This window comes from Brevibacterium ammoniilyticum (assembly GCF_038429965.1).
GTDB lineage: Bacteria > Actinomycetota > Actinomycetes > Actinomycetales > Brevibacteriaceae > Brevibacterium > Brevibacterium ammoniilyticum.
The window spans coordinates 153,719-166,737 of the sequence record NZ_BAABNP010000007.1 but is presented as its reverse complement, the minus strand read 5'-3'; the positions used below and the strand labels follow the sequence as shown (position 1 = coordinate 166,737).

Here is a 13,019-nt window from a genome sequence, read left to right as displayed (position 1 = left end):
CTGATCTCCCTCAGCTTCGACCGGTATTCTGGGATCGAACTCATCAGTGATCGACCGTCGACCTGCCCTCAGACTATTGGGTCGCCGCCGGCCGCAGGCCGCAATCTGGAAGGAACGATGGCAGCTGCATCCTCGTCGCCGGTCTCGGCGCGTCGGCAGGCACGCCACGTCACCGTCTTCCTCGACGTCGACGGCGTCCTCAACTCCTACCCCGTCCCGCAACTGCGGCTCATGACCGAAGGGCGGAAGAAGCTGCAGGCCTGGGACTACGAACTCCACTACCGTCCCTCCGTCGTCGAATTCTTCGACCGCCTCGTCGAGACCCACGAGGTCGACGTCGTGTGGCTCTCGACGTGGTCGCAGCGGTGCAAGACGGAGCTCGAACCGAAGTTCGGTCTGCGCAACTCCTTCGACGTCATCGAGATGCCCGACGACACCCACAACCGCTACGCCAACGACCCGCAGCTGTGGTGGAAGGCCAGGGCCATGGAGGACTGGCTCGATTCGCACGGGCACCAGCGCGCGGTGTGGATCGACGACGACCTCCAAGCCCCGGTGACCAGGCAGTACTTCGCAGAGAAGTACTCGGCTGAGCGGTTGAAGATCATCGCCCCCGACTTCGCCCACGGACTCACCCGTGCGCATCTCAAGGAGATCAGGGAGTTCGCGCACCCCCGGCAGGGTACGGCACAGCAGGAGGACGAGGCATGACGAGAATCGGACTCCTCGACTCGGGCCTCGGTCTCCTCGGCACAGCCGACGCCCTCTTCCACCTCGCCCCGCACGCGGATCTCGTGCTCGCGATGGACCCCGACTACACCCCCTACGGCAGTCTCAGTGCGCAGGCGCTCGAGGAGCGGGCGCTGAACTCGGCGGCGATGCTCGCCGAATGGGAGCCCGACGCGATCGTCATCGCCTGCAACACCGCCTCGGTGCAGGCCCTTGAGGCAGTGCGCGCCCGCTACGAACCGGACATCCCCGTCATCGGCACGGTGCCGGCGGTGAAGATGGCGGCCGGAACGGGACAGGACTTCGCGATCTGGGCGACCCCGGCCACGACCGGCAGCGCCTACCAGCAGACCCTCATCGACACCTTCGCCGGCGACCTCTCCGTCGCCCAGGTCGCCTGCACGGGGCTCGCCGAGGCGATCAACTCAGCCGATGTGGACACGATCGACACAGCGATCGACGCGGCGCTCGCGCAGATGGATCCGGGCATGGAGACGATCGTCCTCGGGTGCACGCACTACGGCCTCGTCGCCGACCGCATCACCGCGGCCCGGGCGGGCGCGATCACGCTCTTCGACTCACCCGTCCCCGTCGCGAAGCAGACCCTGCGGCGCATCGGCCTCGACCCGGTCACGGCAGCACCGACTGCAGACACTGCGGCAGCCGGCGATGCTGGGACTGCGGCATCCGGCGGTGGGGGGACTGCGGGCTCGGCTGGGGCTGCGGGCTCGGCTGGGACCGAGGACCGCCTCGGCGAGATCATTGCGACCTTCGCCTCCGGACGTCGGGTCCGGCTCCCCGAATCCCTCGCCGCCTACCCTGCGGGGCGTCGCCTCCTCGCCCGGGAGCGCGCGGAGTCTGCCCGGGAGCGCACAGAGTCTTGAGGAAGCTCGGCAATCGGCCGAGCATTGCAGGATCTCCGGGTCCTTTTCCCCGCATGAGTGCTAGCGTTGAAGGAGCAGCATTCGTCAGGGGAGGCGATCGTGATGCTGTTCCTCTACATCCTCATCGGGCTCGTCGGCCTCGGCGCCATCACAGCCGCCAACAGCCTCAAGATCGTTCGGCAGTACGAACGCGGAGTGCTCTTCAGACTCGGCCGCGTCACCGCCGAGGCGAAGGAACCCGGTCTCACCGCGATCGTGCCCTTCGTCGACCGGCTCCAGCGGGTGAGCCTGCAGATCATCACGATGCCGATCCCCGCGCAGGACGGCATCACCCGCGACAACGTCACGGTGCGCGTCGACGCCGTCATCTACTTCAAGGTCGTCGATCCCCGGAAGGCGATCGTCGACGTCGAGGACTACAAACTCGCCGTCGGGCAGGTCGCGCAGACCTCGCTGCGGTCGATCATCGGGCAGAGCGAACTCGACGACCTGCTGACGAACCGCGAACGCCTCAACCAGGGCCTGGCCATCATGATCGACAGTCCCGCCGTCGACTGGGGCATCCACATCGACCGCGTCGAGATCAAGGACGTCGCCCTGCCCGAGGCGATGAAGCGCTCGATGTCGCGGCAGGCCGAGGCCGAACGCGAACGCCGCTCGCGCATCATCATCGCCGACGGCGAGCTGCAGGCGTCGAACAAACTTGCCCAGGCGGCCGGCGCCATGGCCGACACCCCCTCGGCGCTCCAGCTGCGTCTGCTCCAGACGATCGTCGAGGTCGCCTCGGAGCGCAATTCGACGCTCGTCCTGCCGTTCCCCGTCGAACTCCTCCGCTTCCTCGAGGGCAACACACCCTCGGGGTCGCGGGCGAACGGGGCCGCCGGTGCCCGCCGGGACGGGGACGGTCGCGGGGAGGCTCGTGGCGACGGGGACGGTGCCGGCGACTCAGAGGTCGACATCGCTCGGCTCATGGAGGCGACGGGCTATTCGCTCGATGACCTCGACGAGGTGGTCAAGGCGATCTCCGAGTCCGTGCACGTCGACGAAGCTGGGCCTGCCGACCGGGCCGGGCTTGCCGACGACGACGCGCAAGCCGATGGGGCTGCCACAGCGGCAGGGACGGAAGGGTCGACGCCCCTGCCTCCGCGGCAACCCATCCCGCCGAGGTCGTCACCGATGCAGAGGCCGACGCCGTCGCCCGCGACAAGCCCGCGAACTCCCTGGCATGCCGTCAGCCCCGCCGAGGCGACAGCCCCACCCGTCGTCAGTGCTCGGAACCGGCAGCATCCGGCTCGCGCCCGCGAGCACAGGCAGCCGAGCTGAGACGCGCGCGAACACCAGGTGCTCAGCCTCCTTCCATCCCCGCTGACTACGCTTGGTCCATGGATCTCAAACGCACCGGAACAGTCGTGATCGTCAACGGGGTCATCGCCGTGCTCGTCGGAGTGCTCATGCTGGGGTGGCCCCATGCCACGGCCGAGGTGGTCGCCCGCATCTTCGCCTGCTGGCTCGCGCTCATCGCCGTCACCTCGATCGTGCTCGCCCCGCGCGGAGGCCGCACCGGCGCCCTCATCCTTCGGTCGATCCTCATGATCGCCTTCGCGGCCATCGTCTTCTTCGCTCCGATGCTCTTCGCCGCCGTCGTCACCGTGCTTGCGGGACTCGCGATCATCGCGCTCAGCGTCTTCGGCATAGGCATCTCGCTCTTCATCCGCCAGCTCGGTGTCCGGGCGTGGTGGCTGCTGACGATCATCGCCGTCGCCGGAGTCGCGCTCGGCATGGTCTTCCTCTTCTCCCCCGAAACAGGCATCACCGCGCTCGTGTTCACCCTCTCGATCTTCATCGCCCTCGTCGGCATCGCCCTCATCTGGTTGGGCACCCGGCTGCGCCGGATCGCCGCAGATCCGCGCCTCTCCGGTGGGCCGGGCATGCCCGGTGACCCGCGCTTCAACCGTCGCGACGACGGCGGAGGCGAGATCATCAGCGGCGAAGTCATCGAGTAGGCCACGCAGCGTCCGCGGTCAGGCCGCGACCACCTCGGCGGTACGACCGGAGCCCGCAACCACCTCGGCGGTCCGACCCGAACCCACGACCACCTCAGCGGTCCGATCCGAACCCACGACCACCTCGGCGAAGGGAAAGCCCATGTCAGGGATCCAGCAGCTCACCCCGTTCCTCATGTTCCAGAGCGGGCGCGCCGAGGAGGCGCTGAACTTCTACGTCGACCTCTTCGACGGCGAGGTCGTCCTCATCGACCGCTACGGGGCGGAGACGCCGGGCATGAACGGGCAGATCCGGTTGGCGACCTTCGTGATCGCTGGCACCCAGGTCAACATCATCGACAGCCCGATCCAGCACGGCTTCGACTTCACCCCGTCGATGTCGCTGTTCTTCCGGGCGACGACGCAGACCGAGCTCGAGAGGCTGTGGGCCGGCCTCCTCGGCGAGGGCGGGCAGGCGCTCATGCCGCTCGGCGACTACGGGTTCGGGCCCTTCGGCTGGCTCAACGACAGGTACGGGGTGTCGTGGCAGCTCAACCTCGCCGAGGCGGGGGCTGGTGGGACGGACGACATCCCTGCCGATGGGGCTGGGACGGCGACCGAGGTATGACCGAATCTCGCCTCACCCCTGGTCTGAACGCGCCGACCTGTGCTAGCTTGGCGGACATGGGAACATTGAATTGCTGCGCGATGACCGCGCCCAACTTCTACATTCGTGACCGCCGCGCCTGACGGCGCGCACGTTCCTCACATCCTCCTCAGCCGCTGAGCTTCGACCTCGGATTCGGCTGAACGCGTCGGCACCTTCGCCGGACGCACAAATCACAGGAACGCACCGATCCGCGCACGGATCGGGCAGTCACTGAACTCGCAGTTGCGCGCTGTCCTCCCGGATAGTCATCGGCATCCGGCGACGCGACCCGCATCGAAGACCCGCTGAGCGGGCACTGTTCCAGCCGGGATCGACTCTCTGAGCTTCGTCGTCCTCCAGGCAGGGCAAGCCTGCTGACCAGCATCTTCGCGCAGCATCGCCTCGGGTGCACTCCATCCCATTCCTGGAGCGCCACGCATGCGACCCTTTTCCCACCGACAGAATTCCGAAAAGCAGAACTCCGACCGTCCGCATTCGCGGGCCGGGGGCCGGCACGAACTCGGCCAGAACTTCCTTCGCTCACCTACGACCATCGCCACGATCGTCGGCCTCACCCGCGCCACCACGGGTTCGATCCTCGAGATCGGACCGGGTACCGGTGCGGTGACCGCCGAGCTCTACCGGCTCGGCCGACCGCTCACGCTCGTGGAGATCGACGAAACGAGGATCGCCCACCTTGAACACCGATTCCCCCGCGCGCGGGTCGAGCACGCCGATGCTCTGAGGACCCGTTTCGACGCCGAAGTCATCGTCGGCAACCTGCCCTTCCACCTCACCACGCCCATCCTCCGGCAGCTCCTGCGCGCCTCGACCTGGCGTTCAGCGGTGCTGCTCACCCAGTGGGAGGTGGCGCGCAAACGCGCAGGTGTGGGCGGGTCGACGATGATGACCGCGCAGTGGAGTCCGTGGTTCGACTTCCGCCTCGTCGACCGCGTCCCTGCGCACGCCTTCTCCCCCAAGCCGAGCGTCGACGGCGGCATCCTCACCATCGACCGTTACCGGACCGGACTGATCCCGCACCGGGATCGGTGCTCCTACCAGCAGTTCGTCCGCGCGGCCTTCACCGGGCGCGGACGCGGAATTAAAGGAATCCTCACCGCCATGAAGATCACCGACCGGCACCGCCTGCACTCGACCTTGGACCGCAACCACATCAGAGGAGACGCATTGCCACGCGAACTCAGCCCCAAGCAGTGGGCCGGGCTCTACACCGCCCTCGCCCAAGAGACGACCGGGAATCCCACCCCGAATCGGGCCCCGAGCCCGACCCCCACAACCCCCACCACGCCGAGAACGGCACGAGGAAAGGAAGAGACAATGCGCACCGACAGAGGATCGAAGAAGACCGGGACCACGGCGAAGGGGTCCGGCACGTCATCGGGCCAGTCCCTCGCCGAGGCGGTCGCCGAGTCCCAGCCCACCGATGCGAAGCCCGTCATCACCGGCGAGCTGCCCATCGTCGGGGCTGAGAAGCCGACCGCCAGGCTCGAAGCCCCGATCCCAGGAGTCGAGGCCGCGGGCAAGAGCCACGACAAGGCACACCTGCAGGCCGAGCGGGGATACATGCCCCAGCACGGGAAGAAGAGTCAGCCGCAGCCGCGCTGGAATCTGCCCCGCCGGCAGGGTTGAGACGGTTCGACAGTGACGGGGTGGGTCGGCTCGCATGGGCCGGCCCACCTCGGCGAACAGGGTCCCGCAGGATCACCTGTGCCCTCAGACGCTATGTCCAGGATGCATGTTTGGCTCGCGTGCGGACAGGACCGTTGCCGAGTTCCGCGGACCCTGTGTCAGGGGCGGATGGAACACTGCGTGTCACCAGGCTTTCTTCCGGTTATGCGCACGATCATGAGAACATGATTCCGGAAGCTAAGGGAATGAGTGAGGTCATGAGTGAACCACCGCTTTTCGATTTCCCAATTCACAACACGATTCTGCGATTCGGCGGTGATGCAGAAGAGCGACTCGAAGAGTTGGGGATCCCCCTCAGTGTGCTTCATGAGGCACTGACCGCTGGTGATGTCGCAGCTCGACAGGCCACCGAAGACAGTCCGAAGACCGCTGCAGGTCTGCAACGGTGGATGAGCACCGTCCAGAACCTGCGGCGAGGACTTCGTGCGGAGGGATGGACTCTTTCCGATCCGGCCAACTCCCCGCAGATCGTCAGTCCCTCCGGCATCGTCAGTTTGGCCGTCGTCACCGGGGATGCCGAAACCGGAAGCACGGAATCCGGATCGGAACCTCGCAATCTCCGACCGTTCGGTCCCACTCTCGCTTCGGCGATCGAGAAGAACCGCACCAAGCAGGTCCGAGGGCAATTGGAGATCACTGCCGTGGTCGAAGCTGCTCTGGCACGAACGATCTCTGCCTACGACGGTGCTCCCATCCAGTGGGTGCTCATGCACCACCGATCTTCGGACGGCAAGCTCCGTGCAGAAGTCTCTCTGCCGACATCCGGCGAGGGCAGGTTCATCCGACGGTGGCGGGAACGCATCGTTCTGCCGCCGCTCGACTTCGAAGGACCGACGATTCCGGCCGACAGCGATCTGACCTCCGACGACGTCGACTTCGACATCCTGGAAGCCTGACGTGGATCGTTTGGACCCGACCCGGATCCGTCTTGCCCGCGAGCTCAGCGGACTGAGCAAAGTCGCGCTCGCAAAGAAGATCGGCGTCACCGCGCGGAGAATCCACACTTTCGAGACCGAAGGAGCTCCGAGTTCGCGCGCGGAATCCTTCAGCGCCGTTCTCGGAGTACTGCCGAACTTCTTCTCTCTTGCAGAGACACACCAGCTCTCCCCTGACGCCGGGTTCTTTCGCGCTCTCCGTCGCGCGACCTCGGCACAGCGCGCCTCAGCGCGTGCGGCGGCGTCCATCGGCACATTGGTCTACGACTTCATCACGGAGCGCTTCGTCCTGCCGCAGCAGGTTCTGCCCGACGCTGATGGCGATGCCCCAGCCTCGGCGGCAGCACTGCTCCGCGCGATGTGGGGCAGGGGACCGGAACCGCTGCCCAACCTCATTCAGCTCGCCGAAGCACATGGGGTCCGGGTCCTCTCGCTGCCACCGAGTGCCCGAGCCGTCGATGCATTCAGCTTCATCCTCAACGGCCAGGCCTTCGCCTTCCTCTCGACCGAGAAGACAGCGGAACGCACACGTTTCGATCTTGCCCACGAACTGGGTCACCTGATCATGCACACCCGTCACCCGGTTGAACCTGATGAGACAACCGAGGAGGCGGCGGCTGCACCGTTCAGCCGAGACCTCGAAGCAGAAGCGAACCGATTCGCTGCAGAACTGCTCATGCCTGCCGCAGAGATCCGTGCCGCGGCAGGCCCTGCTCCGGCGGTACCGGACGTGCTCAGGCTCAAGACCCGCTATCGAGTCTCCGCCATTGCCATGGCACGGCGCTTCCACGACCTCGAACTCTCCAGCGAGTGGGCTTACCGACAGAACCTCGTCGAATTGGGCAAACTCGGGTATCGCACAGACGAGCCTGGAGGAATGAGCCGCGAACGCTCCCGTGTCTTCCCACACGTCTTCACGCACCTGCGGAACAAGGGAATCTCCTCGACGGAGGTCGCAGACGAACTCGGCGTCCCCGTCGAGCTCCTCCATCAGCTGACCTTCTCCCAGCTCCCGATCGCTGTTGCCGGGGACGCGGTTCGATCAGCGGGTCCACGCCCCGCCCTCAAGCTCATCGACGGCGGGGCGTGATCGCCTCAGAGGAGTCGGATGTTGTCCTTCGCCTCGTCCCACAGCTCCGGGATCTCACCGTGGAGGGCCCGCTTGAGGACGCTGAGGGTGAACTTGCCGACGAGTTCGCCGTCGACCGTCGACGGCAGCGCGAGGGCGCGCTTGTTGACGACGACATCGACGACGACGGGACCGTCCTTGTACTCGAGCGCCTCGGTGAGCTGCTCCCGCAAGCGCGCGGGATCCTCGCAGCGGATGCCCTTGACCCCGAATCCCTCGGCGATCGCCGCATAGTTCGCTGCCGGGAACTCGGTCCCCCACGGACGGAACCCAGCCTCCTGCTGTTCGATGTTGACGAAGTCGAGCTCCTCGTTGTTGAGCACGACGTGGACGATGTTCGACTTGTGCTGCCGTTCGGTGAGGAGATCACCGAGGCCGAGCATCGAGAAGCCTCCGTCGCCGCACAGAGCCACGACCTGCCGACCGGGCATCGCCTTCGTCGCCCCGAAGGCATAGGGCGAGGCATCGGCCATCGACGCCCACGAGTACGAACCGAACTGGAAGCGGTCACCGCCGAACGTCATCTGGTGGGCCACCCAGATCACCGCGGTGCCCGTGTCGACGGAGACGATCGCATCATCGTCGAGGAGTTCGTCGAGCAGCGAAGCGAGGTACTCGGGCCGGATCGGTGAGCGCTTCTCACCGCCGTCGACGTAGTGGCGCAACCGCTTCCTCCAGCCTTCGGTCACCCGCTGGGCGGTGCGGAGGAACTGGTCGTCGGACTTCTCCCGGACGAGCGGGAGGAGCATCTTAAGGAACGTTCCGACATCGGCCGGCACACCGACCTCCAAGGCGACGCGGCGCCCCAGGTGTGAGGGGGTGTCGTCGACCTGGACGATCTTCGCGTGCCCACGGTCGAGGAATCCGGGGAACGGGAAGTCGGCGCCGAGCATGAGCATGACATCGGCCTGCTTGATGCAGTCATGGGCGGCGCCGTAGCCGAGCAGCCCGGTCATGCCCACCGCGTTCGGATTGTCCGCCTCGAGCCAGTTCTTTCCCTTGAGCGTGTAGCCCACGGGTGCGTTGATCTTCTCGGAGAGCTGCTTGACGAGGTCGGCGGAATCGGCGGTGCCGTTGCCGCCGAAGAGGAAGATCCGCCCGTTGGAGTTGATGAGATCGGCGACCGCCTGGACGTCCGCCTCCCGGGGAGTCATCGTGAAGCCGCGCGCCGCCGTGTAGGTGGGCTTGCTGTCGAGCGGGGAGTCGGCACTGGCCACATCGCCGGGCAGGGCGATGACGGTGGGGCCGTGCTCCTCGGTGGCGATGGTGATCGCCTGTTGGAAGACCGCCCGGGACTGCTCGGGGTTGACGACGCGGCCGGTGTAGAGCGAGGCGGTGCGGAAGAGGTCGTAGGGGCTGACCTCCTCGATCGCGTTGGTGTCGATGATGTCCGTCTCGACGTCACCGGCGATCGCGATGACCGGCGCCTGCTCGTGGTAGGCGTCGAGCAGTCCGTTAAGCAGGTGGGTGACTCCGGGGCCGGCAGTTCCGCAGACGACGACGGGTCCGTCGCTGAGCTGGGCATCCGCCGAGGCGGCGAAGGTCCCCCACTCTTCGTGGCGGACGTGGATGAACTCGATCTCCGGGTGCCTCGACAGGGAGTCGATCGTCGGGTTGAGTGCGTCGCCGACGATGCCGTAGCAGCGTTTCACACCGGCCTCGATGAGCATGTCCCAAAGGTCGTCAGCGACTTTCCGTGCCATGGTCTTCTCCCTGTCTCCGTGCGGGCGGCCGATGCTCTCACCGGCCGATACCTGTGAGCCTACTCCCGCTGTGGGGCGGGGAGTGGGGAGTACCCTGCGAATTCATCGAGCCGGACTGCGCGCGCGGACGACACCGAAAACCCCGTTCTACAGTTGCCATATTTGGTAACATTCTGTCATGGATGAGTCAGAGCGACAGCCGCAGGAGGCGGGCACGGAGTTCGCGAAGCTGCTCGAGTCGGCTGCGAAACTCCAGGAGGCAGTTCCCGGTGCCGTGGTCGTCGGCGGCACTGCGGCTGCGTTCCATTCGAGGCACCGGATCTCCCATGACCACGACCATGTCCTCATGGATCTGCGCTACAGGTACGATGCGATCCTCGACGCCGTCGAGAGCCTCGACGGCTGGGCGACAGACCCGAACGTCTCGAAACCCCCGCTGACCATCATGGGTGAGCTCGACGGATTTCAGGCCGGGGTGCGCAATCTCCGTCGAGCTCGTCCGCTCGAAGTCGAAGAGCATCGACTGCCGTCCGGGCGCACTCTCCGCGTACCTACCGCCGAGGAGATCCTGCGAGTGAAGGCGTTCCTGGCCTCACAGCGGAAGTCGGTGCGCGACTTCCTCGATGTCGCCGCGGTGAGCGATCACCTCGGCATCGATCTCGCGGCGGAGACGTTGGCCGGCCTCGATTCCTACTACGACCCGCAGTCCGATCGGGCTCCGGTGAGAACCGCTGTCGAGCGTGCACTCGCCGATCCGCGCCCGAAGGACACACGGACTCTCGACCGGCTGGCTGACTACAGGGGCCTGCGACCCGAGTGGACGGAGTGGACCGCGGTCGTCGAGCAGTGCAGAAGGCTAGCTGTGGCGATGACGCGGAAAGGGGATCGACGATGAGTTTCAACGAGCTGATGTTCCGCAATGTCGAAGGGTCATCGGCGGATCCGGTGCGGACCTGGCACCCGGAGGTCATCGCATCGATCCTCGCCTATGGAGGCGCCGACGACTACGCTCCGGTGATGAACGAGATCTTCGCCGACCCATGGGGGCCCGTCGCCCGAACCGTGGAGGACATCGTGCGCCATCTCGACCTTGACGATGAGGACGAATCCGTCGACAGCGGCACGGCCGCATTGTTCGCTGCCGGACTGCGATACGCCAGGGAGGATGCCGAGACCGAAGAGCAGTCGGCCGTCGCCGATGAGCTCGCACAGCTCGTCAGACGTTCGGGCCTGAGGCAGACCGAGTTCGCCGCGCGACTCGGCACGTCAGCTGGGCGTCTGTCGAACTATCTCCGGGCGAAGATCTCTCCCCGCGCCTCACTCATGGTCCGTGCCCGGCGCGTCGCAGCCGACGCCGAATCCTCGACCGGAGCACCGGGACGTCAGCCCAGCTTCCGGAAGCCCGGTCTCAGGAAAGAATGACCGCTCATCACCTTCGACGAGGAGCGCAACCCGGTCAGGCCAGGTAGACCGCCGAGGCGGCCGCGGACTCGACCTCGATCGTCGCCCCGCCGTCGACGCTGAGTTCGACGGGGCCGGAGTCTCCGGCCCCACTCGGCCCGGACCTGCCCTCGCCCGCCCCGGACACGACCTCGACGGTGGCACCGGGGCGGAGTCCTACCTCGGCGAGGACGGCGAGGACCTCCGGATCGGCGTCGGAGACACGAAGCACGGTATGCGTCCCGGGGCCCGCCTCGGCGAGAAGAAGGGACGAGTCATGGGACTCGACGTCGCCATCGGGACCCGGGATCGGATCCCCATGCGGGTCTGCGCCCGGGTGGCCGAGGAACGCGTCGATGCGGTCGATGAGGAGGTCGGAGGCGGCGTGCTCGAGCGACTCCGCCTCGTCGTGGACCTCATCCCAGCTGTAGCCGAGCGACTCGACGAGGAAGGTCTCGATGAGCCGATGCCGGCGCACCATCGACACCGCGATCGTCTCCCCGGCCGCCGTGAGCTCGGGCGGCCGGTAGGGTACGCGGTTGATGAGGCCGAGCTCGTCGAGTCGCTTGAGCACCTCGGTGACGTTGGCCTTCGTCGTGCCGAAGCGGCGCGCGAGCTCGGTCGCCGTCATCGGATCCCCGCCCCATTCGCGCGCCGACCAGATCGCCTTGAGGTAGTCCTGGCTGACCTCGGACACTTCGCCTGCACGCATGGGATCAGGGTATCCGATGGTCCCCGCCGAGGTGAGGGCTCAGTCGCCGCCGACCTCCCGAACCGCGGTGACGGTGAAGACGTTCGCGACCGCGCGTTCGACACCGCGGCAGGTGAGGAAGTTCCGTGCCCCGCGGCTCACGCCGATCTCGACGTCGAAGGCCCCCAGATCCTCTCGCAGCCCGACGACGCGCACGGTCCACCTGCCGGCGTCCGAGGTGACTCCCCCGATCGCGAAGTCGAAGCGCCCGGCGGGGCCGCGAGCCGTGAGCACTGCGGCGACCGCGACCTGTTCGAGCGAATTGAGATCGGTGTATCCGCGCAGATGGAAGCCGTCGATCTCATCGGCGAGGTGGCCTGTGATGACCTCGACCGCGGTGTCCTCGTCGAGGTTGCCGTAATAGACCCCGTCGGGGACGACGAGGATGTTCGCGGCGAACCGATCACCGCCGACGTGCGTGCACTCCCACACCAGTTCAGGCCACTGCTCGGCGAGGACCGCGGCCACCGGTCGACCGCGCACGGCGCAGCAGACATCATGCTGGCCGTGCGCGCACACGAGGATCACCGGCGCAAGGAGACCCGCGTCGTAGGTTTCGTCGAGGTCGACACCGGGGAGGTCGGCGTCCGGGAGATCGACAGCCTCGGCGAGAGACGACTCCGCAGATCGCTGCCGACAGACCTCGAGGGCGCTGCAGATGTCGAGGAGATCCGCGTCCTCATTCCATGATCCCCACATCTGGCGGAGTCGGCCGGGGCTTTCGAGGTGCATGACTCCCCAGACTCCGGGGCCGCTGCGGGTGCGCTTGCCGGGCCGGCGAATGAGGAGGATCCGGGCGCGCAGGGCCTGGGCGGCGTAGAAGACATCGGAGCGGACGCGCCAGTCGATGTCGAGTCCTTCGAAGCCGTTGAGCGGCCAGCCTCCGCGATGTTCGATGAGCACCCAGTAGGTGCCCATCGGCGCGGTGCCGACGATGCCGTCGCCGCGCTCCCGTGCGGCAGTCGAGCAGCGGAAACCCTGACCAACGGTCGTCGGGCCAGGGCTGGTCATGGGCTCTGGGCTGGTCGTCGGCACAGTGCCAACCCCCGCCTCAGCACCTGTTGTCGGCTTAGGGTTGGTGCGCCCGTGCTGGGGCGTCTCACCGGA

At 66.8% G+C, this 13,019-nt stretch carries 13 protein-coding genes and 1 pseudogene; 10 read left to right on the top strand and 4 right to left on the bottom strand.

Features of this window, described 5'->3' with window-relative positions; all coding sequences use genetic code 11:
- The first annotated feature begins 117 nt into the window (after nt 1-117).
- From AAHA49_RS10265 to AAHA49_RS10250, 4 genes are all read left to right on the top strand, one after another.
- Nucleotides 118-711 carry an HAD domain-containing protein gene (locus AAHA49_RS10265; RefSeq protein ID WP_342038200.1) on the top strand — a complete coding sequence of 198 codons (594 nt, stop codon included), beginning with the start codon at nt 118-120 and terminating at the stop codon, nt 709-711.
- Nucleotides 708-1,613 (top strand): glutamate racemase, encoded by a 906-nt coding sequence (locus tag AAHA49_RS10260; protein WP_342038199.1) that lies wholly within the window; start codon nt 708-710, stop codon nt 1,611-1,613. Before AAHA49_RS10265 ends, AAHA49_RS10260 begins: the two co-directional genes overlap by 4 nt.
- Nucleotides 1,614-1,679: 66 nt before the next feature.
- Nucleotides 1,680-2,936, top strand: coding sequence for a slipin family protein (locus tag AAHA49_RS10255; RefSeq protein ID WP_342038198.1), 1,257 nt, complete (start codon nt 1,680-1,682; stop codon nt 2,934-2,936).
- A gap of 59 nt (nt 2,937-2,995) precedes the next feature.
- A complete protein-coding gene (locus tag AAHA49_RS10250; RefSeq protein WP_342038197.1) occupies nt 2,996-3,616 on the top strand; it encodes an HdeD family acid-resistance protein in 621 nt (206 codons plus the stop codon).
- 18 nt (nt 3,617-3,634) lie between these two features.
- On the opposite strand, the gene AAHA49_RS10245 is transcribed toward AAHA49_RS10250, so the two are convergent.
- Nucleotides 3,635-3,760: a hypothetical protein gene (locus AAHA49_RS10245; protein WP_342038196.1), complete on the bottom strand. Its 126-nt coding sequence runs from the start codon at nt 3,758-3,760 to the stop codon at nt 3,635-3,637.
- On the opposite strand from AAHA49_RS10245, the gene AAHA49_RS10240 reads away from it, so the two are divergent.
- From AAHA49_RS10240 to AAHA49_RS10225, 4 genes and pseudogenes are all read left to right on the top strand, one after another.
- Nucleotides 3,759-4,223, top strand: a complete 465-nt coding sequence (locus tag AAHA49_RS10240) for a VOC family protein (protein WP_342038195.1) — start codon at nt 3,759-3,761, stop codon at nt 4,221-4,223. The two genes, AAHA49_RS10245 and AAHA49_RS10240, sit on opposite strands and share 2 nt — an antisense overlap.
- Before the next feature lie 459 nt (nt 4,224-4,682).
- Nucleotides 4,683-5,474: pseudogene (gene erm / locus AAHA49_RS10235) on the top strand (23S ribosomal RNA methyltransferase Erm); the annotation flags it as partial.
- Between the two features lie 644 nt (nt 5,475-6,118).
- Nucleotides 6,119-6,850 (top strand): hypothetical protein, encoded by a 732-nt coding sequence (locus tag AAHA49_RS10230; protein ID WP_342038194.1) that lies wholly within the window; start codon nt 6,119-6,121, stop codon nt 6,848-6,850.
- 295 nt (nt 6,851-7,145) lie between these two features.
- On the top strand, nt 7,146-7,979 hold the full coding sequence (locus tag AAHA49_RS10225; protein ID WP_342038193.1) for an ImmA/IrrE family metallo-endopeptidase: 834 nt from the start codon (nt 7,146-7,148) through the stop codon (nt 7,977-7,979).
- 5 nt (nt 7,980-7,984) lie between these two features.
- Here AAHA49_RS10225 and AAHA49_RS10220 read toward each other — a convergent pair whose 3' ends face one another.
- A complete protein-coding gene (locus AAHA49_RS10220) occupies nt 7,985-9,721 on the bottom strand; it encodes a thiamine pyrophosphate-dependent enzyme (protein WP_342038192.1) in 1,737 nt (578 codons plus the stop codon).
- Between the two features lie 178 nt (nt 9,722-9,899).
- On the opposite strand from AAHA49_RS10220, the gene AAHA49_RS10215 reads away from it, so the two are divergent.
- Entirely contained in the window at nt 9,900-10,616 is a 717-nt protein-coding gene (locus tag AAHA49_RS10215; RefSeq protein ID WP_342038191.1) for a hypothetical protein, read from the top strand.
- The gene (locus tag AAHA49_RS10210) at nt 10,613-11,143 is read left to right on the top strand and encodes a helix-turn-helix domain-containing protein (RefSeq protein WP_342038190.1); all 531 of its coding nucleotides are present in this window, start codon (nt 10,613-10,615) and stop codon (nt 11,141-11,143) included. Before AAHA49_RS10215 ends, AAHA49_RS10210 begins: the two co-directional genes overlap by 4 nt.
- A 34-nt stretch (nt 11,144-11,177) precedes the next feature.
- On the opposite strand, the gene AAHA49_RS10205 is transcribed toward AAHA49_RS10210, so the two are convergent.
- Both AAHA49_RS10205 and AAHA49_RS10200 read right to left on the bottom strand, forming a co-directional pair.
- Nucleotides 11,178-11,873: a metal-dependent transcriptional regulator gene (locus AAHA49_RS10205; protein ID WP_342038189.1), complete on the bottom strand. Its 696-nt coding sequence runs from the start codon at nt 11,871-11,873 to the stop codon at nt 11,178-11,180.
- 39 nt (nt 11,874-11,912) lie between these two features.
- Entirely contained in the window at nt 11,913-12,923 is a 1,011-nt protein-coding gene (locus tag AAHA49_RS10200; RefSeq protein WP_342038188.1) for a ferredoxin family protein, read from the bottom strand.
- Between the last annotated feature and the right edge of the window lie 96 nt (nt 12,924-13,019).